Genomic DNA, 26,722 nt, shown 5'->3' on the forward strand with positions numbered 1-26,722 from the left:
ATTATTCCTCGTTTCTTACAATCCGGATCAGGATATTTGAACAGCGGATACTCTTCGTTTCTCCCATTTCCGTTGGTACATTATCAAAAGTAACGGTGTTTCCGTCTTCAATCCTGTATACTTCGATCTTATTTATTTTCTGATCTGTAAATCTGTCTTCTGAAAGTTTGAGAAGCATTTCGCTCAATTGAAAATCCTCTGTCTGCTCCTGGATAAACTCGCTTCTCTCTTTCTTTATCTTTTCTATGTCAATCTCTTTGTTTCGTATCAGCTCAACCATGATTTCCTTAAAAATCTCCACACTCGGAATAAGCTGTTTCTGAATTTCTTCGGAAGTTTTTTCGTCTTTCTGAATTTTATTTTGCAGATTCAGAAGTGAAATTTCGCCCTCTGAAGCAGCCTGTTCCAGAAGAATTTCCAGACTGTTTTCGTACTGTTTCATTTTCTTTTTGTGCTTCTCTTCCTGCTCTTTTCGATACGTTTCTTCATCAAAATCCAGGATTTCTTCTGTATCTTCTTCCTCATTTCTGGTGGAAGGTTTCTCATACAACAATGCTTTATTCAGATTATAAATCTTGCCTGGTTCTCTGTTAAACAGTGGTCTGAGAAAATATTCCAGATTTTCCAGTGCCGCCGGATTTTCCAGAACTTTATCATAAAATTCATTACGGAAAGAAAATCTCCTTATCAGTGATACCTGTGACAGAAGTTCCAGTTCTCTGGTATAAAGTGCTTTCAGGTCAAAGTGGCTGCTGAGGATTTTCTGGTGCTCATCAATGGTACGGTTCAGATAGCTCTCAATGATACGCAGATTCTCCAGATTTTCTTCCTCTTTTTCACCAAGACGACGCACATTGATATTTTCTTCTTCAAGTTTTTTAACACGGCTTCGTACAAGTTCCCGGTATTTCTGGAATTTTTCTTTTGTATCACTTATTGTATCCAGATTTTCCAGCAAAATTTCTTCATAATCTTTGACAGAATAGTTCAGTGCATTTCTGCGGATCTTTCCCATTGCTTCCTGAATTTTCTGCAACTGGATGCGCATCAGATTAAATACATTTTTTATCTCATCCACAGCCTTATCGTAGCTCTGTTTCTCCAGATGCATCTGAAAAATCATTTCATGGATGGTAAGTTTCATATTATTTTCAATTTCAAGGGTGGAAAGGATGAGATTGTACCCGTCATCCGTCAGATAATAAGAAGTTCGACGGACCTCCTGATCAAGATATACAATTCGATTGGCAACATAACTGATATGCATGATATGATAAGCATTCTGATCAAAATCGTACCCATCAAAGTACATGGCACGGCCTTCATTTGACAGAATCACATTAACAACAAAGTCTCCCAGTTTCCTGCTGTCTTCATAGGAAATTTCTTTATGCAGGTACCTGCTGTTGATAGTGTCAATATATGCACCGATGTCATCCATCGTACAGTTTTCTTCCTTCAGAGACTGTTCCATAATATAAAGCATCACAGCAAAAATGAGATTCATCTGTTCATCAAATTTTGAGAATCCAAACTGTTTCCAGGATGTTTTCTGTATGCTGTTCTGTATGAGCACTGCATACAGCCCTACGTTTTTCATTCGTTTAGGGAAATTTTTCAGAAATTCGTACTGCATTGTTTTCTCCCTTCGTCCATGATGTCAAAATCCATCGTATTCAATATTTCCTGAGGGATATATCTGTCTTCTTCCAGGATCTTTTTCATCTTGCAAACAGTCTGTTCATCAAAATATGAAAAAAATTCTAAACTGATATTTCTGTTCTGGTGTTCTTTGGTTCCAGGTAATATTTTTACAGACTCAGCTTTCCTGAGCATTGCCTTATATGCCGATACAAAAGGAGTTATTTTCCATCTGTCTTTGAACTTTTCGGCAAGATTTTCATAAATCCCAATACCCTCATAATCCAGATCTCCGAAATATAATATCGTGTTTCCCGAATGCTTCATATATGGTTCTGCGCACAGATCAAAGTCCTGAAAAGAACGAAGAATTCCTTTCCCCGCACCATAGATCAACGTTCCTGTTTCTATATTAAAAATTTCAGTATGTCCACTTAACAAATAGTTTCTCATACTGAAAAAAGTATCTTTATTCTCCAAAATCAGAAGATTCTGAGGAACATTTCTTGTATGTGTGTAATATGGCAATGGTTCTGTTGTTCGGTATACATTCAGGGACTCTACATTTATTCCGCAACGCTTCAGAATTTTCCTGCCCTGTTCTCGGTCAAGGAACTTTTCTCTGTTCCATATTTCAAAGCTTCTCTCGTTCAGAGATTCTGCGATTTGCACTCGCTCTGAATTGTCTTTGAAATACTCATCCAACATAATTACCCACGGGCGATCCTTTTCATAAACATCCGGATGTGCCAGGTAATAATCCACGGAAATCTTTGTTGAAAGAGAATATTTCAGTTCTTCTATATAGTCACTGTAATCTTTTTGCTCTTCCAGAATCCAGTATTCCCGATAAAGTGCCGGCTTCTTGCCATTTGTTTTGGAGGCTTTTACCGGTTTTATCTTTCCTTCCCGCAGTAACTCGCAGACGTATTCGTATTGCTCCTGATAGGAAAGATTTAGTCTGGTATGAATGAGATTTTCCAGGGAGATTCGTTTCATGAAAGGTTTCTCCTATCAATTTTTTTCTCCACCCACTTTGGCTTCTATGGCAACATTATACATCAGGCCTTTGCTTTTGCACAACAATAAATATCATTATATTTCTGTTCCTTTTTTAGCAAAAACAGGGAGAGTACGACGCGTTACATGCATATGTAAAAATATCAAAAATTTTCTTCATTCTCTTGGTTATTAATCTCTTTGATCAACTGTACTGCTTTCTCCGTGTCATCGGTTTTCACGAATATATCCACTCCATATATTCCAAATCCAGGTGCTCCATGCATTGCAATATTTGCACCTGCTTCCTGCGAAAAAGCAGTGATTCCATTTTGTTTCAGCATTTCTACGAGTTGTTCTGCCTCTACTATGTCCCGTGCATTATAGATTTTCGTCCATTCTGTCTTCGTGGATGGCACGTCTTTTTCCATTTGACCATTTGCCAGGGCTTGACGTTTTTTTGATTTATTTATGCTGCAACTTTGTCCAGTGTTTCTTTCAGCTCTTTATTCATAGTCTGGCTCCTTTCACCATCCAGGAGCTCTCTTATTTCGATGTCGTAATATTCTGCCAGTTCAACAAGAACACCAAGATCCGGCATATTCGTTCCTGTCTCCCATCTCGACACGGTTCTTGCCGATACCCCAAACTTCTCGGCAAGCTGCTCCTGTGTAAGATTTTTTTCTTTACGACATTGCTGTAAAAAAGCTCCTATCTTTTTTGTATCCATGTCCTTACCTCTCTTTCACTTACAGCTTACCAACATCTACCAGAATTACCACGACATAAAACGAGAATTCATGTTTTTTCAAACCAGACATTGCATGTCTACCATGATCCGAAGGGTATTTTTACCTTTCATTGACTTGATTTCCAGCTACTGAACTCAGAGTCATCTGATTTTCGTTGTTTCATTGATTCGATTTAAGCTTGTTCATATAAAAGTCATCTGATTTGATAGCTTTCAATGACCTACATTATACTTACTATAACATAAACCAACCAATTTATGGAGTTTTGGTTGGTCTCTATCTGACTTTCTTCCACCTTAGTCATTTACAACCATCAATTTTGTGGACCTCAAGCAGTGTTACTTTTCTCCTAGTCATCTACAACCATCAATTTTGTGGACTTCAAGCAGTGTTACTTCTCCCCTGGTCATTTACAGCCTATAACTTTGTGGACTTCCAACAGCCTTACTTTTCTCCTAGTCATCTACAAGTATCAATTTGTGGGCTTCCAACAGTCTTACTTCTCCCCTGGTCATCTTACAGCAAATTTCTCGCGGGCTACCCACAGTCTTTCCTTAAAGCCAGTCATTTATGACCAATAGCTCAATTCCACACAACAGAAAAACCCCGGAAACCTTACGGTTCCGGGGCAATCTTACGCTTGAACACATGGTATCTTGTGATACCGATTTATATATTATTATCTGTCAATCAGTGATTACTCGATGATTGTAGCAACACGTCCTGATCCAACAGTACGTCCACCTTCACGGTATCGGTCTTGCATATTAAGACGTTTTTTTCGTATATTTCTGTCTTTTTATTATCATTTTCAGCCGGAAATCCGGAGCGTTTTTCTGATTTTGAATTATTTTGTTATCATACTGTTATCACAACTTCTTTGGTGAACACTCAATAAAAACAAATTTAGGATTGCATATACACTCACAGGTTGTTATGATCGTTCTATGGGTGCTACCTACACGGTAGGCGGTTAGTCCTTCTACGGAGGGACTGTGGTCTACACTCCGTTACGGTCGGTGCTAAACGAGTGCCACCGGCACTCAGCACCCCTCCGATTACATAGAAATCCCCAGCTCGGCTGACGGAAATCTTGCTAAAGGAGGGGATGCCAATGTTGACGCTTGAAGGTCTGATTGCTGTTATTAGCCTATACTTGACAGCTTTCAGTCTCGGATACACAATAGGAAGCAATAAGACACAAAAATAGCCGCCCCAGTCTGCTAAACTAAGCGGCAATTTTTGCTATATTCACACTCAATACACTGAATAAAATCCGTTACTGTTGAATCTCTTATTTACTGATAAAACTTGATTTTTCTTCTTTGAACCTTTAATATTCATTGTAGATACCTCTTGTATTCGTTAGATTTTACCAACTTGCCGGTCAGTAATAATCTAATTTTACTTGAGGTATTTTTTTGTCAATCTCTTGACCTATTTAAATTATACAGGAAGCTTTTTGGCGTTTTTTTAGGCATTCTGTGCTTTTCTTTTTGCAATTTCTTCTTTCATCGCAGGAAGTGTTTTTTCCAGATCAAACTTGCTTACAAGAATAAACATAATAACAAATATCACTAACGGTGTTACAATAGTGAATCCGTAAATTGCCATTTTTGTAGCTGCCGGCGCTGCAGTCAGTGCAGCATCATAGCCGACTGCCGCAAGGAACCAGCCGATAATAGATGTTCCGAGCCCGCTTCCCACTTTACCGCCAAAGCTGGATGCACTGTTGGAGGTTGCTACCATTCTTACACCATATTTATATTCATTATAATCAATTGACATTGCCGTCATAACTCCAACCAGACACATCATCGGAATGGTTGCAAATGTTGTAATACTTCCGAATAATGCGTAGCAGAAAAAGATGTCTTTTGTGAAGAGAAGCAGTATATTTGCTCCTGCACCCATTGCAAAGCTCACCAGCAGCGTTTTCACAACACCAAGTTTCTTAATCATCGGTCCTACAAATATGAATCCTAACAGGGTCGGAATCATTCCGATTCCTCCGAGAACGCCGACCAGGTTGTCATTGCCGAAAATCCATTTACAGTAATATACTCCCGCACCCGCTGTAAGACCATATATAATGCATGAGAGCAGATTCACCACAAGAACAATCACCCAGTATTTGTTGTGGAACAGCTTTCCAAGCGCTTCCTTAAACGGAATCACTTCTTCATCCTCTTCTTTCGCTTCTACTACCGCTCCTGCCTCTGTTGCTGTCTCACGGCTTGTTGCATAACAAATCAAGGCTGCCAGTATTACAATAATTCCCATGATAAAGCCAAATTTAATCCATGCGTTTTGGTTTCCGCCCAGTGCATTCGTAATCGGAATCATACAGATTGCAAATATCATACCTGCCACATAACCGGTCGCCGCTCTCCATGTTCCCATGATGCCTCGTTCTTCCTGGCTGTTCGTACGAACGGTCATAAGCGAGTTATAAGGGATTGCCATTGCCGTATATAATACTGCTGTCAGAAGAATGTTCGTTATTGTCACGTAAATAATCTGTCCCATATCTCCTATTTTCGGCACCGTAAACATCAGAACCATTACAATACCTGCCGGAATTCCCGCTTTCAAAAGCCACGGACGATATTTTTCTTTTCCCGGTTTTGTATGGTCAATGATATTTCCCATAATCAGGTCTGTAAATGCGTCAATAATCTTACAGACAATAAACATTGTTGCAATCGCCCCAGCAGCCATGCCAACCTTATCCGTATAGAAGTATGTAAGCTGTCCTACCAGTGTGGACATCGCATTCAATGCGAACTGTCCCGTAGCATCTCCGAAGTAATCCTTCACGCGCATTACTTTCTGAACGCCAAATTTGTCCTTTCCTAATGGTTTTTTACTCATTGTGTCCCTCCTTCATTTCGTATCACATTTCCTTGATATCTTGTAAGCTTAAAATATCACATTCCTATTTGTCTGTATTTTAATTTTAGCTTAATTTTTATAATTTTGAATTTGTAGCGTTCAGCGCATCAATGACTGCCAGATACATTGGCTTTGCCTGCGCATCTTGCACAAGCAGATCGGATATGGTCATGGACAATGCAAACTGAATCAGCGGGTCTTCCAGCATTCCCGGCATCATTTCTTCAAACATATTGCGGCCAAGTTCTTCGGCGACCAACTCTCCGAGTGTTGACTCCAACGAATATTTCTCGAATTTCAGATTTGTATCCGTTTTGTACTCGTAATGATATCTGCCGGAACCAACCGTAAATTCCGCTTCTTTCTCCGGAAGCTGGATAACAGCCGTTGTATTCACCGGAATCTGCACATCCACACAGATTTTTCCTTCTCTACAGCTCCATGCACTTACGATTGTTCCATATATGGATTCATAAGCTGCGGACACCTCTGTCATTCCCTTTGTCAGCGTCGGCTGAATCCGTATTTTCTTATATCCCGGTTCCATACAGCGTATTCCTGCAACTTTTTCGTACAACCAGCTTCCAATCGAACCGTACGCATAATGGTTCAGGGAGTTCATACCTGATTCGTCAAAATCCCCATTTGGCAGAATGGAATTCCAACGCTCCCAGATTGTCGTTGCGCCTTTCTTTACTGCATAGAGCCAGCCCGGAAAATCCTCTTTCATAAAGATTTCATCCGCCAACCCGTGAAGACCGTTTTCTGACAAACAATGACACAGATACGGTGTACCCACAAAACCTGTCGTCAGATGATTATGGTGTGCCCCGATATTTAACTCCAATGTCTCCAAAATCCGATTACGAAATTCCGGTTTTATCAAGTCAAAGTACAGCATCAGCACACAGGCTGTCTGTGTCTCACTGACCATTCGTCCGCTTCTTGTCACGTATTCCACATGAATGGCTTCTACTATTTTTTCATATAAGTCACCGTATGCTTTTGCTTCCTCTGCATACCCCAATGCATCCGCAGCATCCCGCACAATCCTGGTCGAATATGCGTAATAAGCATTTGCCACCAGATATTTGTCCGTTCCGCCTGTCCGGTCGGTGCTTCCGGATTCTATGTCCAGCGCCAGCCAGTCTCCATACTGGAATCCACTCTGCCACAATCCGTTTTTCGAGACTCTCGCATGTATATAATCCACCCAGTTCTTCATCATCGGGAATTGCTCCGCAAGCATCTCTTTATCCCCGTAAACCTTATAAATCGTCCACGGAATGATTGTCGCAGCATCGCTCCATGCCGCTGCTCCCGCCTGATTTCCGAGAATATTCGGAACAACATGAGGTACGCCCCACTCCGGAGTGGTCTCTGCTGCCATATCCCGCAGCCATTTTCGGAAAAATAATGCCGTGTGGAAATTATAGGAGGCTGTGCCACAGAATACCTGTGCATCTCCGGTCCAGCCCAACCGTTCATCTCTCTGTGGGCAGTCTGTCGGAACATCGAGGAAGTTGCCTCTCTGTCCCCACTGTATATTACTCTGCAGTTGGTTAACCAACGTGTTGTCGGATGTGAATGTTCCTGTCGGCTGCATGTCTGTGTGCATTGCACATGCCGTAAAATCCGATGCCTCTGTTTCCGTTCCTGCGCCTTCCACACAAATATAACGGAATCCGTGGAAAGTGAAGTGCGGCATCACAAGCATTCCCACCTGCTTTTCTCCGTATACGAATGTATCTGTACATCTTGCCGTCCGCAGATTCTCTGTATAGAAGTTTCCATCTTTATCCAGTGTTTCTGCATATCGAATAACTAATCTGTCTCCAATAAGTTTTGGAAGTCGTATTTCTACCAGTCCTGCCATATTCTGTCCGAAATCAAACACCAATTCTCCTTTTGGAGTCACGATCCTTTCCTTTACATCAAACCGTTTCGTTACCCGGACCGGCTCGGATTCCTGCGCCACAATCTGCCCGATATCATCCGTATGTTCAAACAGAACTGCCTTTCCTACCTGCCTTCTTTCTTTTGTATAATCCTGTATCTCACCGTGATAAATCTCGGAAAACAGAATTTCTCCTGTTTCCACATGCCAGTCCGTATCAGTGCCGATGCAGATAATTTCCCCGTCTTCGTACTCGATACGCACCATTGCCAGCAAAGCCGTTCTGTCGCCGTAAAGATTTGGTCTTGCATCAAACCCGAGTTCTCCCTTATACCACCCGTTTCCTACAGTAACCGTAATCTCATTATCTTTTTCCAGGAGTTCCGTAATATCATAAGTCTGATACTGCAGTCGGTGATGATAAGATGTCCAGCCCGGAGCCAGGAACAAGTCTCCTGTTTTCCTTCCGTTAATAAATGCCTCATATACACCACAGGCAGTCGCATACAGCCTTGCTCTCTTCACTGGTCTGTCCAGAGAAAAGCTGCGGACAAATACCGGACATGCAGTCTCTTCAGCCGGAAGTGTATGGGTAATCCATTTTGCATTCCAGTTTTCTTCTCTCATCAAACCGGTTTCAAAGTTTCCTGTCACCTGTCCCAGCTCTCCGTAATTATCCCATACACTGACCTGCACCTGATAAACAGTCATCTCTTTCAATGCAGCACCCTTATATGGCACCAGAACGGATTGGTCGCTTTTCACCCGGCCGCTGTCCCACATAAGCCGGCCTCCGCTGACAACCTGAATCTGGTAGTTTGTCTGCACAACATCCTGCTTTTCACTCTCCAACTTCCATGAGAAACGTGGTTTCTCATCGATTCCTATCGGATTTTTTCTGTATTCTATTGTCAAATCACGAATCATATGCATTTCCTCTCTCTTTTTGTTTTTCTGATTCTTTCTATTCTATGAAAATTTGTAACTGTGAGGGTACTGAACAGTTACGAAAATTTTGCCATTGTACGAATCAGAGCGGTAACATTCTCCTGAAGTCTTGCCATGTCTATGGTACCGTTCTCCAATCCTTTCTTTATCTGACCGGTATATGTATCATCATTAGAGCCCGGCGTAATCCAGCAGTTTCCCGCCTGTACCATTGCTGCCACATCTACACTGTCATAGGTTGTCCAATCCGTCATTACAAAACCGGCAAACCCATTTTCTTCTCTGAGAAGCCCCTGTAGAAGTTCTTCATCCGCTGCTGTCGGGCAGCCGTTTACCGCATTATACGCCGTCATAAAGCTGGCTGGCATATGAACATCCATCGCATATTCAAAAGTTCGGAAATAAATTTCCCGGATTGCACGTTCGGAAATCAGACTCTGATTTCGCTTTCTGGAAGATTCACAGTTGTTCCCGATAAAATGTTTATAGCAGCTTCCGATCCCGGCTCCTTCCAATCCTTTTGCATAAAATCCGGCCATGACACCGGACAAATACGGATCTTCCGAAAAATATTCCGGCTGTCGTCCATTTAGCGGATTTCTGTGAATATTAAATGCTGGTGCAAGAACCAGCGGCATGCCCAATGCCTTCGCTTCTTCCCCGATTACACACCCGATTGCTTCCGATAATTCTTTATTGAACGAAGCACAGATTGTAACGCCTGACGGCATTCCAATATTTTTGATGTTCAGATTGACTCCGCTGTTTCCATCGCTCACCGGAAAGTCCGGCAAATCATATCCTTCTGTCTGAAATACACGACCTGCCTCACCGATACCTTCCATTCCCCACCCTGCCGAGGCACAGATGCTGATGCGGGCAAGTTCCTCCGGTGACATCTGTGCCACAAACTCAGCCGCACGTGACGGATTTTTTCTTACAGCATCAAATGTTACCTTCTCTTCCGGTTTCTCCATATCAAACTTTGCAGGATAATGTTTCCTCTTCTCATAAGGCAAAAATGTCAACTTATTTTTGACCACTCCGGAATGCGCTCCTGTCGGCCATGTATCATCCGGATTTGTTTTGGATAATCTTGTAAATTTGTAATCGCAGCAAAGCAGATTGGTTACCTGTTTGATTATTCTTGTTTCTTCTTCGTCGAATCCGCCGCATTCCGCTGCTTCAATACTGTTTCCCACATAAATACGGTAATATCCTTTTGATAAAATATACGCCGCTTTTTCTTCCGAATATGAAGTCAATACTTTCACCGGAACATGAACAGGAATCTTCTGTTCCTCTCCCGGAAGCAGTTCCTTTGTTTTTTCAAAGAATACCAGTTCTTTTTCCGGCTGCTCCAGTTCTGATTCCGGTTTGCCTACATAAACCTGAACAACTTCTTTTCCGGCTTTTTCCCCGACATTCTTCACATATACATCCAGTTCCAGTACTTCCCCGTCAAATCGAATATTCTCCTGCCTGATACAAAACTCTGTATAACTTAATCCGTAGCCAAACGGATACGCCACTTTTTTCCTGAATGTTGTAAAATAACGATATCCCACATAAATGTCTTCCTCGTAACAAGTATCCACATATATATTTTCATCTGCTGTCAGACGTGTTTTATCTACACAGTCATAGAAATTTTTCGACGACGGAATATCAAAATAATCCTTTGCCCATGTATCCGGCAGCTTCCCTGACGGATTTACAGCCCCGCTCAGGATATCCGAAAGTGCCGGTCCTGCAAGCATTCCACCAAATCCCGAATATATAAGTCCTGCAACTGCATACTTTTCTGCAAATGTCACATCAATCGGATATCCGACATTTAAAACCACAATTGTCTTTGCAAATGTATCCGTTACTTTTGCAATAAGTGCTTCTTCAGCCTCGCTCAGATAGTATTCCCCTTTCGCCGTGGAAGCATCCTGGTTTTCTCCTGCTGCACGTGTCAGGAACACGATTGCCGTATCGGACAATTTCTTTGCACGCATCAACATCTCGTCCTCCGGTATCTCATCCCTGTCACAGCCGTAAAATTCAACCAGTTCTTCATTCAGTGAATAAGCTTCTCCTTCCCTGACAGCCTCCACAAAATTAACACTGTAGCGAGGATTGATTTTGCCTGCCCCCACTGCTCCGATACGAAATTCGTGAATACCTCTGCCAAACAGATTCAATACCGTTCCCTTCTTCAGTGGAAGAACTTCCGCCTCATTTTTCAAAAGAACGATTCCCTCCCTGGCGGCTTCCAGTGCAATCTGTTCATGTGCTGCATCTTCCGGCTTCGGTTTCACTTTTTCCACACCTCTGACCGTAAAATCCTGCGGATTCATCTCATTCCCATCCATGTCCACAAAACCTTCCACGTGAAGTTGATATTCCCGACCGTACTCTGTCACAAGTCCCCGAAGCGGAATTCCAAGCACCCACATATTTCCCATAACTTCCATATATTGGTTGATACAGCCGGATACCACCCTGCTATCTAAGGTGACGGTTCCCTGAATATCCGGATTCATCGGCTTTGCCCACATCATAAGCAGACAGCCGGATAGTCGACGATCCAGCATAAAATACAATCCGTCAATATCATGAAAATCGTACTCCAGCGGTCCCATTTCAAAAAGCAATGGTTTATCTTCTTTTCCTGTCGGAAGCTGTTCCCAAAAATCTTCCATTCCCATGTTGAGTTCTCCTTTTAAATACTTTCATTGAGTTATCGTAACTGTTCAGTACCCTCACAGTTACGAGTTATCTATAAAATATCAAACCATATAATTTTTGTATTACAATATTGATTACAATATTTCAATTTTGTCCTTGTTTTTATAAATAGAACACCTTATAATTAGTATTACATCCATTTCAAAGAGAGTTTAAAAGTACGGTTTTACCTGGAGGAGTCTTCCATGATTACTGATTTAAAGGCATTTTGTGAATTATTTTATGCATCAACCTCCATACCGATTGGCTATTACCACGCTTCACCCGACAATGACTGTTCCTTTCCTTCGATTTTGGAAGATCCGTCTGTTTTTAAAGGCATCCTGTCCGGTTTCCGACATTTCACAAAAAACCCGGACTATTTTATCTCGCAGTCCTTCGGCTATTATGGTTATATAAAGCCGGAGCATGCTGATTGCGTAATCATCATTGGCCCTGTATTCAGCACACCTATTTCAGATCTTACACTTCGCACTTTCATGCAGGAATGGGCAATCAGTCAGGAACACAAACCGGATATACTCCAATTTCTGGTCAATATTCCTCAGATTTCCTTTAACCAGTTTCTCCAGACACTTGCCTGGCTTCACCTGTGTTTCAACGATGAATATATTTCTGTTGGACAGCATTTTAATCTGGAAAACACAAGCAGCATCAGCGAGTTTTCCAATGTACATTCCAATCAGGTGATGAATGCAAAGGAAGAACAGCATTTTCATAATACCTACCAGTTTGAACAGAAACTTCTGCAGTATATTCAAAATGGAGACGTCGAAAAAATGAAAACATTGTTAAACACCCCCTCCGAATTATCGGGTGGTCTTATGGCTGACAACTCCCTCCGGCAGGAAAAGAATGTTTTCATTACAACTGTTGCAATTGTTACAAGAAGTGCCATTGCCGGAGGAATGGATATGGAACAGGCTTACCAGCTTGCCGATGTATATATCCGTGAATGTGAAAAGCTGCAGAATATTTCCCACATTGAAACCTTGTCTTATTCTATGCTGATTGATTTTACGGAACGGGTTTCGCAAAATAAAATTCCTCAGGGAATGTCTCTGGAAATATTTGAGTGTATTCAGTTTATTACTCACCACATCAACGAATCCATTCAGGTTGGCGATGTAGCTGAGCATATCGGAAGAAGCCGCTCTTATTTGACAAACAAGTTCAAAAAAGAGCTCGGCTTCGATGTCTGCAGCTTCATTATGCGGTGTAAGCTGGAAGAGGCAAAAAGTCTCCTGACATATTCGGATAAGACATTAAGCGAAATCAGTAACTATCTTTGTTTTTCCAGTCAGTCTTACTTTCAGACTGTATTTAAGAAAAAATATGGTCTGACTCCGACACAGTATCGGAATCAGACCCACAAAATCTACTAATATACCAGGCGGGGCATCTTTCTATTTGATGTTCAGAACGAGTTTTTCTTCTGCAAAATTTACCGCTGAAATGGTTACGACTGCCTTCCCCGAACATTTTGCAGCCCGGATTACTGCCATTACACTGCCGTCATAGGTATTCCATGTATGAGACTGGTAACTTCCTTCGCAGCTCGGGTCTGCACTTCCGAATCCCTGCAATGCAGCACATCCCTCTACTTTAATTGTAACTGCTGCACTTTCCCGACGATTGAAATTTCCTGCTGCGTCTTCCAGTCTGATTTTTACGAAAGTAAGACTTTCTCCGTCAGCAGGAAGTTCATTCCGGTCGGCTTCAACCTTAAGCTTCACCGCTTTCCCTGCTGTCTGTAAGACAGCCCGGCCTGCCTCCACTCCGTTCAGATAACTGACTGCCTCTAGCTTTCCCGGATGATAAGGTACCTCATACGTCACAACATATACTCCGCCAATCGACTTTCGTCCCAGACTTTCCCCATTCAAGAACAGTTCTGCCTCATCTGCATTGGCATAAACATCCACACTTGCTGTTTCCCCTTCATATCCCGGCCATGTCCAGCTTGCAAGGTTATCCTTCCACATCCACGGTGTTTTTCCGACTTCAATTCCTGCCTTATCCATCCGAAGTACACCGATAGATGGTGCATGGCCAATTCCAAATACTGCCTGCCGTAGATAACTGATTGGTTTACGATCACCAAGAATATCAATGTCACCGATACCTGCCAGTCTGTCCGGCCAATGCGCTGAAAAATTCACTCCTCCATTATAATGGAATATACCGCATCCGGCCTCTCCCAGATAATCATATCCGGTCCATGTAAAGTCTCCTAACACATGTGGATTGCGCTTTACGATATCCCACAAATGAACAATGTCCGCCGGAAAAGTCTCTGTGCCAAGCACAACCCGATTCGGATGACGTATGTGATCTTCTTCATGTAATGCCGTCAGATAATTATATCCGGCAATGTCATTTGCCGCAGCAAATTCTCCTATCATTTCTTCCAGAATCGGACTGGTGGCAATCGCATCTGCCAGCGGTCCCACCATAACCTCAGCCATCCCATTGATTTCATCTGCGCCTCCACGCTTCTGCTCATCCGGCTGCTGCATCGCTTCAAGCTGCTCCGGAGTCATCCCTGTAGCCTGGCACATAATTTCGCCCATTCGGTCATTTCCTGCCATCAGACCATTGATTCCGTTCGTCGTATAGCGTGTGGCATCCAGCCGTTTCATTTCTGCATGAATCCTCCGATTCCATTCTGCCCCTTTTTGAGTGCCCGCCTCCGGAATCTCATTTCCGGTCGAGTACAAAATCACGCATGGATGATTATAGTCTTTTTCCACCATGTCCCACACATCCTGCTTCCAATGTGTCGGAAAATAATTTGCATAGTCATGGGGATTCTTTGTCCGAGTCCACATATCACTCAGTTCATCCATCACCAACACGCCCAGCTTATCACAGGCATCCAGCATTGCCTTACTCATCGGATGATGTGCACTTCGAAGAGCGTTAAATCCGGCTTCCTTCATCTGGCGGCAACGCCGATACTCCGCATCTGGAAATGTTGCCGCTCCGATAATCCCATTATCATGGTGAATACAAGTCCCCCTCAGTTTCGTTGGTTTACCGTTCACCAACAGACCATGTTTTGCATTCAGCCGAAGTGTACGGATTCCTGTTGAAATATTTACACTGTCTATCGGATTTTCATCCTCAGAAATTGTAATCCGGCAGGAGTATAGATTTGGTGTTTCATCACTCCACAATGCAGGATGCTCTACAAGCAAACACTGACAGCACATCTGCGTGCTTTCTCCAAAAACAGTTACCGGTATGTGCTCTGCGGCTGCTTCTGCCCCATTCGGTCCGGTCAATGTAATTTCCACCTGTACCGTTTCGGAAACCATTCCCCGATTACAGATTGGAACCTCTACTTCCACGACTGCCGCCTCACAGTCAGCTTCTCTTGTTGTAACACGCACCCCCTGGGCAGGAATATGCACAGTCTTTCCCACCCATGCATACACAGAACGGTATAACCCCGCACCACTATACCAACGGCTGGACTGCTCTATACTGCATACTTCTACTTTCAGTTCATTTTCCTGGCCATACTTCAGATAACCGCTGACGTCTGCAAAAATACCTGTATATGGATTCACATGCTCTGTTACAAGATCCCCGTTCATATAAATACGGCAGGTATCTGCAACACCTTCAAATTCCAAAACAACTGTACATCCCCTCCACGCTTCCGGAATCTCCCACTTTTTCATGTATGTATATTCACCGCCCGGATAAAATCCTGTCTGATGTGCATTCGCAGTTGCCGGAGTTCTTTCCTGATAAATCATGGCATCATGGGGCAAATCAATATTTTCTATATTTCCTGCGTCTCCCATCATTAACTCCATCATTGTTATGGTTCCTTTGGCAAACTGCCAATTCTTGTTTAAAGATATTTTTTTCATTCGGACCTCCCTAATGCAGCTTGTTCATTTTTTTACTATTCTAACAGTTGAAGAGTATTCCGTATTATAAATATAAATTTATTATTATAATTTTGTAACACAATTTTTCAAATTATTCTTGACAAATCTCTTTTTGTGCGTATGATTACAATTAAAAGTTCTTTTTAGAACTGTTTTATTTAAAACTGTTCTGTGATACATTTTGGTTGAACTCAATCGAATCATTCTGTATCTGAACACAAAAGGAGTTTTGGATAATGAATTCAACCCATTTTCTTGTACAATTCCGGCAACTGAACAAACTGTACGAATGTATGCTGAAAGAAATATGCAGACGGCATAAGCTGACATTGATTGAGACAACGATCATCAGTTTTCTCTATAATAATCCGGGTCGTGACACAGCTGCTGACATCGTAGAACTACGGATGCTTTCCAAGGGAAATGTCTCTCAGGCTGTAGAACTGCTGATTCAAAAATCTTTACTGAAACGGATTCCGGATGAAAATGACCGGCGAAGGATTCATCTTGAGCTGCTTCCGGATGCAATTCCAATCACGAATGAGATTGATACGATAAAGGAGACATTCCGTACAGAGCTTTTCCATGGTTTTTCCAAAGAAGAGGAAGAGCAGCTGGAATTTTTGAACCGGAAACTGATGGAAAATGCAAAAAATGCATTCAAAATGCAGCAACAGAACTCAGACAAATAATTTGTAAAGGAAGAATGAGAAATGAACGAGAACAAGAATTTTTTAGGAACCGAACCTATCGGTAAATTGTTATTGCGTCTGGCACTGCCTACCGTTGCAGCACAGATGATCAACATGCTTTACAATATCGTAGACCGTATCTACATTGGTCACATTCCAAATGTAGGTGCTCTTGCACTGACCGGCGTAGGTGTTTGTATGCCACTGATCATGATCGTAGCGGCATTCGCTGCCCTTGTCGGAAACGGTGGGGCCCCGCGCGCATCTATTTTCATGGGACAGAGAGATACAGAGTCTGCTGAGAAAACCCTCGGCAACTGTTTTCTCACACAGCTCATCATATCTGCGATCCTTACTATCGTGCTTCTGATTGGAAACCGGACTTTCCTGCTTTCTTTTGGAGCAAGTGAGAACACGATTGAATATGCTGTTTCCTATATGAACATTTACGCTATCGGAACGCTTTTTGTACAACTCACACTTGGAATGAACGCGTTTATCACAGCTCAGGGATTTGCCAAAACCGGTATGCTCTCCGTATTGATCGGTGCTGTTACCAATATTATCCTGGATCCGATCTTCATCTTTGGATTTGGACTCGGAGTCCGCGGTGCTGCCCTTGCCACTGTTATTTCTCAGGCCTGCTCCTGCATCTGGGTTCTGACGTTCCTGTTTGGAAAAAAGACAACATTGAAACTGAAAGTTTGCAATATGAAACTTCAGTCTAAGATTATCCTGCCTTCACTCGCTCTCGGTTCTTCCATCTTTGTGATGCAGGCAAGTGAAAGTATCATCTCCGTTTGTTTCAACTCTTCTCTTTTGAAATACGGTGGAGATATCGCAGTTGGTGCAATGACAATCCTGACAAGTGTTATGCAGTTTGCCATGCTTCCGCTGCAGGGAGTCGGACAAGGTTCACAGCCGATCATCAGCTACAACTACGGAGCCAAAAATGTGGATCGTGTCAAATCTGCCTTTAAACTTCTTTTGAAGGTCAGTCTGACATACTCCGTTTTCCTGTGGCTCTGCGTCATGATCTTCCCGCAGGTATTTGCAGGAATGTTCACCTCCGATGCCACATTGCTTGCATTTACTGCAAAAGCGCTGCGCATCTATCTGGCATGTCTGTTTATGTTCGGTATCCAGATTGCCTGCCAGATGACATTTACATCTATCGGAAGAGCTAAAGCATCGATCATCGTTGCAGTTATGAGAAAATTCATCCTTCTCATTCCGTTGATCTACATCATGCCGGCAATCTTACATAGCAACCAGACAATGGCTGTGTATATGGCTGAGCCGATTGCAGACTTCTTGGCGGTCACATTCACTGCAGTACTGTTCTTCTTCGAATTCCGAAAAGCACTGCGGGAGTTGTTTGTTAAATAATTTTTGAGTTAGGAAATTTAATAATGCCTGACACCTGGTGGTCCTAGAAAAATACCGGGACAGAGGAAACTTGAATCCCCTGTTCCGGTATTTTTTTGTAGATCTGTATGTTTATTCTGCTGCGTTTAGCGCTGCAACAAGCTGGTTCAGTGCTTCCTTTGTCACTCCCGGTACAAAACTCAGCATCTGTCTGAGCGGCATGGCTTCCATCATTGCCGCCATCATTTCGTCGTTGATCACTCCGGAATCATCCTGCATCTGTTCCTCTGTACTCTCGCCGTCCATTCCTTCCATTTCACCCATTGCCTGTTCCAATATGGCTTTTCCTTTCGGGTCTGCCATGATTTCTCCCATTGTGGAATTGAGGGTATACACTTTCGGCAGGACGGTTTCTGATTCTACCTGTACTTCCTCTGACAGAAGCACTTCCTGTGCATTCCGGCAAATCTGGATTTCATAGGCTCCGGTCTCCACATGCCAGTCATGGATTTCCGTATTCCAGTATGCATAGGCTCTGCTGTCAAGTTCAAAGGTGACGGTTTTTGTCTCACCCGGTGCAAGTTCTGTTTTTTCAAATGCTTTTAACTCCCGTACCGGGCGGATGATTGTTCCGCCCTTCGGCGCTACGTAAAGCTGTACGACTTCCTTTCCTGTACATGCGCCTGTATTTGTTACGTCTACGGATACCAGCAGTTTTTCACTTTCCTTAAACTCCTTTTTGTCCACCGTAAGATTGCCGTAAGAAAAGGTCGTATAAGACAATCCGTATCCGAACGGGAACAGGACTTCCATTTCTTTGGATGTGTAATAGCGGTATCCCACAAATACGCCCTCTGAATAAACCGATTTGTCATGTTCTCCGCCGTAATTCAAATAGCACGGCGTATCCTGTATCCGAAGTGGGAATGTTTCCGCCAATCGTCCGCTTGGATTTGCATTTCCGTAAAGCACATTGACCACTGCGCCGCCCACAGCCTGTCCGCCCAGGTAGGCTTCCAGCACGGCTTTTACTTTTCCGAGCCACGGCATTTCTATCGGAGCGCCGTTGTGAAGCACAACTATGGTGTTCGGCTGTGCTTCCGCCACCGCTTCAATCAGTGCGTTCTGGCAGTTCGGCATCCCAAGATGCTTCCGGTCATACCCTTCGGATTCAAAGCTGTCCGGCAGTCCGGCAAAGATTACCGCCACATCCGCATTAGCAGCAGCCTCTACGGCTTTTGCAGCCAATGCTTCATCCACTTTATCCTCAACATCATCAAAGCCTTTGGCAAATGTGATGTTTTCCTTTTTTACAGTTGCGAGAAATTCTACGGCGTCCATTGCAGATTCTGTTTTAAAGCTGTTGATGTGGGAACTTCCGCCGCCCTGATAGCGTGGTTCCTCGGCGTATTTGCCGATAAAAGCCACCTTTTTGTCTGCGGACAACGGGAGAAGCGCATCCTCATTTTTCAGAAGCACAATACACTCCTCTTCGATTTCCCGGGCTGTCTCATGGTCTTTTTCATGCTGAAATACCGCGTTTTTGTCTCTGTTTTCCTCATATTTGAAAATAACATTCAAATATTCTTCACAGGACTTGTCCAGTACAGATTCATCCAGTGTTCCGTCCTGTACTGCGGCAACAATTTCCACATCCGTAGCGCCTTCACAGGACGGCATTTCCAGATTGCAGCCTGCTTTCAGAGCTTCCACACGGTCATTCATCGCACCCCAGTCTGTCATTACATAGCCGTCAAATCCCCATTCCTTGCGGAGCACATCTGTGAGCATTTCTTTATTTTCACAAAGGTATGTGCCGTTCAGCTTGTTGTATGCGTTCATAATGGTCCACGGCTTTTCCTTCTTTACCATTCCTTCAAAAGAAGCAAGGTAAATTTCACGCATGGTGCGTTCATCCATTTCTGAAGAGCTTGTTAAGCGGTGATATTCCTGGTTATTTGCCATAAAATGCTTCGGACTTGTTCCGATATGTTTGCTCTGGACGCCGTGGACAAGCGCACCTGCCATTTCCGTTGACACAAGTGGGTCCTCTGAATAGTATTCAAAATTACGTCCGCACAGCGGGGAACGCTTAATGTTCATAGCCGGGCCTAAGATTGTGCTTACATTTTCTGCCTGACACTCTTCCCCCAGTGTTTCTCCAAGTTTTGTCACCAGCTCACGGTTAAAGCTGGATGCGGTTGCACATCCCGCTGGAAAGCAAACAGCCTGAATGCTGTCGTTGATTCCCAAATGGTCTGCTTTATCGTCCTGCTTGCGGAGTCCGTGAGGTCCGTCTGAGACCATTTCCGAAGGGATTCCGAGACGTTCCACTCCTTTTGTGTGCCAGAAATCAAGCCCGGAACACAAAGATGCTTTCTCCTCCAGAGTCATTCTGGAGACCAATTCTTTTATTTTTGCTGTTTCCATGTTTCATCCTCCTGCCAATCTTTCTCTTTTGGATAAAGATAGCATATATTTTTCTTTTCGTATTATAGTTTTGAGTTATTTATTGTAAAAATAGGTTTGCATTTCCTTTACTGAATGGTCACGGAATGCAGTACCACATCTCCTTTACAGGTTACTTTGATTTCATAGGTTCCCGGCTCTGCTTCCGTGTATATTCCAGGATTTCGGGTCGCATTTGGCATTATCAATAATTATCCCCTGATAAGTAAATGGCCCTAACGGACTTTTCGACGTTGCATAGGCAAGGCAGGTCAGTTTTTTATCCCGGTACACACACGGATATACATAATAATAAATGCCGTTTCGCTTCCGCATGGAGCTTCTGATGATAAGCGTGATTATGAACTGTATTTGCGGATAGGCTGGAGCCCTGACAACTGATATATTCATAGCATAATGATATGGACAGGACATTTATTTAGTCCCGTCCTTCTTATATGTTGTATCACGTTTTAATCAGTACTATAATAAAGAAAACTTGAATTTGAAAGAGTGTTTGCAATGAATGAAAAGATATATAAAACGCAAAGTGGATGTATTCATTATTGGATAAATCTGGGACAAGATCCAGAAAAAGCAACCTTGATTTTCCTTCCAGGTTTAACTGCCGACCATAGACTATTTGATAAACAAATTGAATTCTTTGAAGGCATATATAATGTTTTTGTATGGGATGCACCTGGTCATGCAAAATCCTGGCCGTTTGAATTTAATTTTTCTTTGTCGGATAAAGCGAAATGGCTTGATGATATTTTGAGCTTGGAAAACATTCGGTATCCAGTGATTATAGGACAATCCATGGGAGGTTATGTTGGTCAAGCGTATGCAGAATTATTTCCCAACAAGCTGAAAGGATTTATTTCTATTGATTCTGCTCCTTTACAAAGAAAATATGTAACAGGAATCGAGCTGTGGCTTCTGAAAAAAATGGAGCCAGTATATAGATACTATCCTTGGAAATCATTATTGAAAACGGGAACAAATGGTGTGGCTACATCCGAATATGGTAGAAAATTAATGCATGATATTATGATGATCTACGATGGTGACCAAAAAAGATATGCCAAAATCGCAGGTCATGGTTTTAGAATATTGGCAGAAGCAATGGAAACTAATCTTCCATACAGGATAAACTGTCCGGCTCAACTGATATGTGGAGAAAAAGATCATGCCGGTTCTTGTATTCGTTACAATAATGCATGGCATAAAAATACTGGAATTCCTATTGCATGGATTAAAAATGCAGGACATAATTCAAATACCGATGCACCGGAGGAAGTGAATTCGTTAATAGAAAAACTGATAAATAAGATATGATGAATCGTAGGAAAATCGCAGTTTGTCGTAAACATTTACATACTATTGTTTAGAAAAAAACAGTTCCGTTTATCCCCTCGAATTTCTCCTATAAGTGAAGGAACAATTTCTAACTTTATGACAGGGTTACATGCCCTGTCATTTTTATGGTCATTTTTAGAAAATCTGTTCCCGAATCACAAGATTATATAGCAGTGACCCTGTATGATAGAATAAATTCATCCATAGATGCCCGGTCACAGAGGTATTGCTACCTCGGAAAGGAGATTTTATGAAGAGACCGGACAACAACAAAATAACAGCACTTTACGAAAGACTGTCACGAGATAATGAACTGAATGGGGACAGCAACAGCATTGTAAACCAGAAGAAAATGCTTGAAAAGTATGCCAAAGAACAGGGGTTTACGAACCTTGCACACTATACCGACGATGGATATAGCGGTACTAACTTTGACAGACCGGATTGGAAGCGGTTGACTGCCGACATTGAAGAAGGAAAAATCGGATGTGTTATCGTCAAGGATATGAGTCGAATCGGCAGAAATTATCTGGAAGTAGGCTTTTATACGGAGGTTTTATTCCGAGAAAAAGGCGTCCGCTTTATTGCCATTTCCAATGGTGTTGACAGCACACATTCTGAATCCAATGAATTTGCACCATTCTTAAACATTATGAATGAATGGTATGTGCGTGATACCAGCAGAAAAATCAAGTCTGTACTTCGCAACAAGGGTATGGAAGGCAAACATCTGACTTCTAATGCCATCTACGGATACAAAAAAGACCCGGAAGATAACAACTACTGGCTTGTTGATGAAGAAGCCGCTGCTGTGGTAAGACGTATTTTCCAGTTAATTATTGAAGGGAATGGACCGATGCAGGTTGCCAGAATACTCACAAACGAAAAGGTTGAGCGTCCATCCTACTATCTTGCGAAGACAAGCATTCCCAATATACTAATCCGGAGGACTGGATGATATTCAGAGATACGCAGGAAGCTATTGTTGATGAAGACACCTGGTATGTGGTTCAGAAAATCAGAGAGACCAAGCACCGCCCAATAGCACAGGGCAAAGCAAATCCGTTAACCGGACTCATGTTTTGCGCAGATTGTGGTGGTGAATTTATAAAATTTATCGCAACGGTTTTTAAGTTTTTGCTTCTTGATTACTTAACGGCGGAAAAAGAATGTTTTCACATAGGGCTGTTGTTTACATGTCATTTTTTTGTTTTTTTAATTCTATACCCACCAGTACAACAGATAGCATAAACGCTGAAAAATCAGCAACAGGTCCCGCAAGCAATACTCCCATAATTCCGAAACGAAGCGGGAGCAGCAGGGTAAGCGGAATCAACACAAAGGTCTGCCTTGTTAATGCCAACAGAGCACCTTTTAACGATTTTCCTATTGCGGTAAAAAAACTGGAAGAAAGCAACTGCACACCATTTACCAACACCATGAAAAGATAGGTACGCATGAACAAAACAGCAAATTCAAAATACAGCTCGTTCCCATCTCCGAATAGCGAAATGATAGATTGCGGGAAAAATTGAAATGCGATGAAAGCAATTGTGGAAACAACAAGGTTCCATTTTACCGCAAGCAGGTAAGCCTCCCGTACACGATGGTATTGCCTTGCCCCATAGTTGAAGCCGATAATCGGCTGTGTTCCCTGCGAGATTCCTACAACAATCGCAAGGATTATGGCATTTGTTTTCATAACGATTCCGCAAGCAGCTAAGGGAATATCTGTTCCATATTTTGTTAATGCGCCGTAATAAGTCAACGAATTGTACTGAATGATTTGAATCACGGTAACTGCAATCTGGTTTGAGCTGCTGCTGATTCCCATGCTGCAAATTTTCATACTTTCTTTGATGTCCAATAAAAACGACTCTTTTTCAAAATGGATTGTTTGGAAACGCCATAGATAACGGAGTGCGAGTATGAAGGAAAAAATTTGCCCAATAACTGTTGCCCAAGCTGCGCCGGCAATCCCCCAATCGCAAGCAAAAATAAAAATAGGGTCAAGAATGGTATTGATAATAGCTCCCATAACCATGCAAACCATTGAATACTTTGGTTTTCCATCTGCTCGAATCAAATTGCTCATACCATTCGTTACAATAAGAAACGGCATTCCAATCAATGTTATGCTGGCATACTGCTTTGCATATGGAAATACATCTGTCGTTGCCCCAAATGCCTTTAGGAGCAAAGACAGAAAAGCTTCACCAACCAATAAATAAATAATTCCGAAAATCCCCATCAGAACAATACCATTTCCCGCTGCTTTGGCGGCAGCTTTCGGCTCTTTGCGTCCAAGACAGAGGGAAACACGGGAAGCACTGCCAATTCCAACCAGCAGTGCAATAGCAAGGCAGATGGTAGAGAACGGGTAGGCAACATTGGTTGCTGCATTTCCCAGATAACCGACCCCTTGACCAATAAAAATCTGATCCACAATATTGTAGATTGAGCCGACAAGAGACGCCATAATACTGGGAATGGCAAAATCTTTCAACAGTTTTGAAATTTTTTCATATCCTAGGGGATTCTCAGTCATTAAATTCATCCCCCTTTCTTTCTATACGGAGTTCCGCTGTAATATTTTCACCTGCCTGAATCAGCAAATCAATAAAGAGGTTTTTATCAGATTCCCTGAAGCCTTGCAATAAAAGAGCTTCTGTCTTTTCACATACCGTCTGTATCTCATCAATTACAGACAGCGCACGTTCCGTAGGATACAGCTTACACGTCCGCTTATCCTTATCATTTGGGGAACGCATAATCATTCCCTGCTTTTCTAATGCCGCAACTGTCCGTACAATATTGCTCGGATGAACATAAAACATATCAATTAAAGAATCCTGTAAAATGCCAGGCGAACGACAGATTTTAATCAAAAACATATATTGGCTGTTGTTGATTCCAAAGGGGGCAAGCTGTTTATCCAAATAGATTTTGTAAAATCGGTCTGTTACTGAAAGCCATTTTAATAGTTTCATAGATATATTCCTCCTAACCACCAGTATTATAATACAATATGCGTGCGCACGCAACTACTTTTAACATTATATCTGCCGCTTTGTCCTCCTAAACACAAATCAATTCTACATCTATAATCTCTACTACTCTGCTACGAATATTATTCATTTTCCTAACCCATTCCATCTGATCCTGCATCTTCAGTTTTTCTGTCACGCCCCACTGCTCAGCCATCTGTTCCACCAGCATTTCAACTTTTTCTCTCGCTTCTTTATCGACCTGATTCAAATGCTCCGTCAATTTCCCGGTAAGTACCAGATACTGATACCTTGCACTCCTGTGTTCCTTCAGAAACTGTTTTCGCATTATTCCATATTTCCCATATGTAGGTTCTTCCTCATTGATTTCCAGATCCGGCAGATAATAATCTCCATGCAATGTGTAGCTCAGTCCGTTCTTTTCATCATAAATCTGTTTCTTCATATTCTTACAACTCCATTCCTCTGTATTTTGCTTTGTTCTTTTTTATCTGTGCATTGTATTCTTCACTTTGTTCTTTCGCCCATGGTATGCGATCACTTATTTTTTTCGGCATTTGTTCTTTCTGCTTTTTCGCTTCAAGTTCCGCCTGCATCCGGATATCGTCCTGCACCAGTCGTTCTACCATATCTTTCCCCAACATGCGTAAAAGTCGGTTATATCTGTCTGCAATTCCCTGCAGAATTTCTTTCTCACCGGATAATTTCTGATAATCCTTCTGAACTTCTGCCAGTTCCTTTTTAGTGTTCTCGTGCTCCTGCTTTTTCTTCTGAAACTTACTTTTCCACTTATCTCTTTCTCTGGTAAGTTCTTTAACCTGTACAGCCATCGCACCAATTTTATTCTTCATTTCAATGAACAAGGGTTTTATTTTCTTATCCCGATAAGTTACCGCACGTTCCAATGCTGTAGCTTCCGGCAAAAATGTTTTGATCATTCCATATTCTTTTATTTCCTTACTGACATTATCCATCACCGGTTGCAGGAATTCTCTTCTGTCCTCCAGTTTTTTCAATTCCGTTTCTGCGTTCTCGGCACGTTTTTCTGCTATTTCTTTATCTTTCTGGAACTGAATTTTTTCTTCTTCCAGTAGTTTAATATCTGCCCTTGCGTCCGCAATCTGAGAAATCAATCCTTCGTTCTCTGCTGTCAGATTTTCTTTTTCCTGCTCCAGTTCCTGCACTTCCTTTTTACGTTCCTTTTTCTTGAAATTATAAACGTCCAGATGCTCTTCATGTGTACCTTTCTGTTCCCATTCAATTCCACGTTGCATTGCGATTTCTGCCAGCACTTCTTTTTCATGATTTATCCACTGATTCAGTTCTGTATCATGCTTATTTCCGCCTTGAAATCCAAGACTTTTTAATGCCTGCTTCAGTGAAACTCTAGTATCCATTCCTTTTCCCTTCCAGTTGGTCACATAAGGGACAAAATCGATATGCAGATGTGGAGTAGCTTCGTCCTGATGCAGATAGCAACTAAATACCCGAAGTGTCGGATTCCGCTTCTGGAAATCTTTCATATATTCGTCCAATACCTTTACAGCCAGATTTCCTTCTGTTGTTCCCACTGCCATATCCTCTCGATTTCCAATCTGGAATATCACTTCATGGAACAACTTTTCCTGTTTGCTCTGTCGGATTTTTTCATAATAATTTGCAATCTGCCGGTCCTTTCTTTTCCCGACATTGTATCTCTCCGTAGCATCGTCAAACAGTTCCTTATAAACTTCTTTCAGATTCTCATTCTTATAACAAATGTTCAATTGCACTCTGTCCGGATCTACATTTTCTGCTACAAAATCCCGTCTGTTATGAGCCAGTGAACCGGCTCCGATCATGCCACTGATTGTCCGTTTCATCATAAATTTTCTCACCTCTTTTCTACTCGAGTGCCAGACATGGCACATAATTTTTATTTACGCCAGTTATGGCGATATTTAAGAAATTTTCGCCGGATACGGCGGTTTTGTTACTTTTGTCAAAAGTAACGCAAAAGCACTTTCGACAGCCGTACCGTCCATCAAAAGTCCCCTTGCGCCCTGCCGGGGGCATAACGTCCTTATGGACGTCT

At 42.3% G+C, this 26,722-nt stretch carries 17 protein-coding genes and 1 pseudogene; 6 read left to right on the top strand and 12 right to left on the bottom strand.

Going from position 1 to position 26,722, the window contains the following annotated elements:
- Position 1: 1 nt before the first annotated feature.
- The 6 genes and pseudogenes from KQI91_RS15130 to KQI91_RS15155 all read right to left on the bottom strand — a co-directional run bounded on the left by KQI91_RS15130 (position 2) and on the right by KQI91_RS15155 (position 11,828).
- Positions 2 to 1,636 (bottom strand): hypothetical protein, encoded by a 1,635-nt coding sequence (locus KQI91_RS15130; protein ID WP_216393595.1) that lies wholly within the window; start codon positions 1,634 to 1,636, stop codon positions 2 to 4.
- On the bottom strand, positions 1,618 to 2,640 hold the full coding sequence (locus KQI91_RS15135) for a Wadjet anti-phage system protein JetD domain-containing protein (RefSeq protein ID WP_216393596.1): 1,023 nt from the start codon (positions 2,638 to 2,640) through the stop codon (positions 1,618 to 1,620). Before KQI91_RS15135 ends, KQI91_RS15130 begins: the two co-directional genes overlap by 19 nt.
- Positions 2,641 to 2,804: 164 nt before the next feature.
- Positions 2,805 to 3,370: pseudogene (locus KQI91_RS16435) on the bottom strand (helix-turn-helix domain-containing protein).
- 1,495 nt (positions 3,371 to 4,865) lie between these two features.
- Complete coding sequence (locus KQI91_RS15145) at positions 4,866 to 6,266, bottom strand: MFS transporter (protein WP_117943791.1); 1,401 nt, start codon at positions 6,264 to 6,266, stop codon at positions 4,866 to 4,868.
- A 97-nt stretch (positions 6,267 to 6,363) separates the two neighbouring features.
- Positions 6,364 to 9,111 carry an alpha-L-rhamnosidase gene (locus KQI91_RS15150; RefSeq protein WP_117943809.1) on the bottom strand — a complete coding sequence of 916 codons (2,748 nt, stop codon included), beginning with the start codon at positions 9,109 to 9,111 and terminating at the stop codon, positions 6,364 to 6,366.
- A gap of 77 nt (positions 9,112 to 9,188) precedes the next feature.
- Entirely contained in the window at positions 9,189 to 11,828 is a 2,640-nt protein-coding gene (locus tag KQI91_RS15155) for a glycoside hydrolase family 3 protein (protein WP_117943790.1), read from the bottom strand.
- Positions 11,829 to 12,053: 225 nt separating this feature from the next.
- Here KQI91_RS15155 and KQI91_RS15160 point away from each other — a divergent pair, with 225 nt between their 5' ends.
- Entirely contained in the window at positions 12,054 to 13,253 is a 1,200-nt protein-coding gene (locus KQI91_RS15160) for a helix-turn-helix domain-containing protein (protein ID WP_117943789.1), read from the top strand.
- Between the two features lie 21 nt (positions 13,254 to 13,274).
- On the opposite strand, the gene KQI91_RS15165 is transcribed toward KQI91_RS15160, so the two are convergent.
- The gene (locus tag KQI91_RS15165) at positions 13,275 to 15,752 is read right to left on the bottom strand and encodes a glycoside hydrolase family 2 protein (protein ID WP_117998137.1); all 2,478 of its coding nucleotides are present in this window, start codon (positions 15,750 to 15,752) and stop codon (positions 13,275 to 13,277) included.
- Between the two features lie 257 nt (positions 15,753 to 16,009).
- Here KQI91_RS15165 and KQI91_RS15170 point away from each other — a divergent pair, with 257 nt between their 5' ends.
- Together KQI91_RS15170 and KQI91_RS15175 are read left to right on the top strand one after the other, a co-directional pair.
- Entirely contained in the window at positions 16,010 to 16,465 is a 456-nt protein-coding gene (locus KQI91_RS15170; RefSeq protein WP_180201242.1) for a MarR family winged helix-turn-helix transcriptional regulator, read from the top strand.
- 21 nt (positions 16,466 to 16,486) lie between these two features.
- Positions 16,487 to 17,854 (top strand): MATE family efflux transporter, encoded by a 1,368-nt coding sequence (locus tag KQI91_RS15175; protein WP_117943786.1) that lies wholly within the window; start codon positions 16,487 to 16,489, stop codon positions 17,852 to 17,854.
- A gap of 111 nt (positions 17,855 to 17,965) precedes the next feature.
- Here KQI91_RS15175 and KQI91_RS15180 read toward each other — a convergent pair whose 3' ends face one another.
- Complete coding sequence (locus KQI91_RS15180; RefSeq protein WP_117943785.1) at positions 17,966 to 20,263, bottom strand: glycoside hydrolase family 3 C-terminal domain-containing protein; 2,298 nt, start codon at positions 20,261 to 20,263, stop codon at positions 17,966 to 17,968.
- Between the two features lie 540 nt (positions 20,264 to 20,803).
- Here KQI91_RS15180 and KQI91_RS15185 point away from each other — a divergent pair.
- From KQI91_RS15185 to KQI91_RS16505, 3 genes are all read left to right on the top strand, one after another.
- On the top strand, positions 20,804 to 21,619 hold the full coding sequence (locus KQI91_RS15185; RefSeq protein ID WP_117943784.1) for an alpha/beta fold hydrolase: 816 nt from the start codon (positions 20,804 to 20,806) through the stop codon (positions 21,617 to 21,619).
- Positions 21,620 to 21,890: 271 nt separating this feature from the next.
- Positions 21,891 to 22,598 carry a recombinase family protein gene (locus KQI91_RS15190; protein ID WP_330654600.1) on the top strand — a complete coding sequence of 236 codons (708 nt, stop codon included), beginning with the start codon at positions 21,891 to 21,893 and terminating at the stop codon, positions 22,596 to 22,598.
- Positions 22,595 to 22,891, top strand: a complete 297-nt coding sequence (locus KQI91_RS16505; RefSeq protein WP_330416485.1) for a hypothetical protein — start codon at positions 22,595 to 22,597, stop codon at positions 22,889 to 22,891. The genes KQI91_RS15190 and KQI91_RS16505 overlap by 4 nt, the downstream gene beginning before the upstream one ends.
- Here KQI91_RS16505 and KQI91_RS15195 read toward each other — a convergent pair.
- The 4 genes from KQI91_RS15195 to KQI91_RS15210 all read right to left on the bottom strand — a co-directional run bounded on the left by KQI91_RS15195 (position 22,833) and on the right by KQI91_RS15210 (position 26,513).
- A complete protein-coding gene (locus KQI91_RS15195; RefSeq protein ID WP_330385184.1) occupies positions 22,833 to 24,188 on the bottom strand; it encodes an MATE family efflux transporter in 1,356 nt (451 codons plus the stop codon). The genes KQI91_RS16505 and KQI91_RS15195 overlap by 59 nt on opposite strands.
- Complete coding sequence (locus tag KQI91_RS15200; RefSeq protein WP_044921762.1) at positions 24,181 to 24,630, bottom strand: MarR family winged helix-turn-helix transcriptional regulator; 450 nt, start codon at positions 24,628 to 24,630, stop codon at positions 24,181 to 24,183. The genes KQI91_RS15195 and KQI91_RS15200 overlap by 8 nt, the downstream gene beginning before the upstream one ends.
- A gap of 88 nt (positions 24,631 to 24,718) precedes the next feature.
- On the bottom strand, positions 24,719 to 25,093 hold the full coding sequence (locus KQI91_RS15205) for a TnpV protein (RefSeq protein WP_044921766.1): 375 nt from the start codon (positions 25,091 to 25,093) through the stop codon (positions 24,719 to 24,721).
- Between the two features lie 4 nt (positions 25,094 to 25,097).
- Positions 25,098 to 26,513 (bottom strand): plasmid recombination protein, encoded by a 1,416-nt coding sequence (locus KQI91_RS15210; RefSeq protein WP_305855884.1) that lies wholly within the window; start codon positions 26,511 to 26,513, stop codon positions 25,098 to 25,100.
- Positions 26,514 to 26,722 lie beyond the last annotated feature (209 nt).

This window comes from Blautia sp. MSJ-19 (assembly GCF_018918125.1).
Classification (GTDB): Bacteria; Bacillota; Clostridia; order Lachnospirales; family Lachnospiraceae; genus Blautia_A.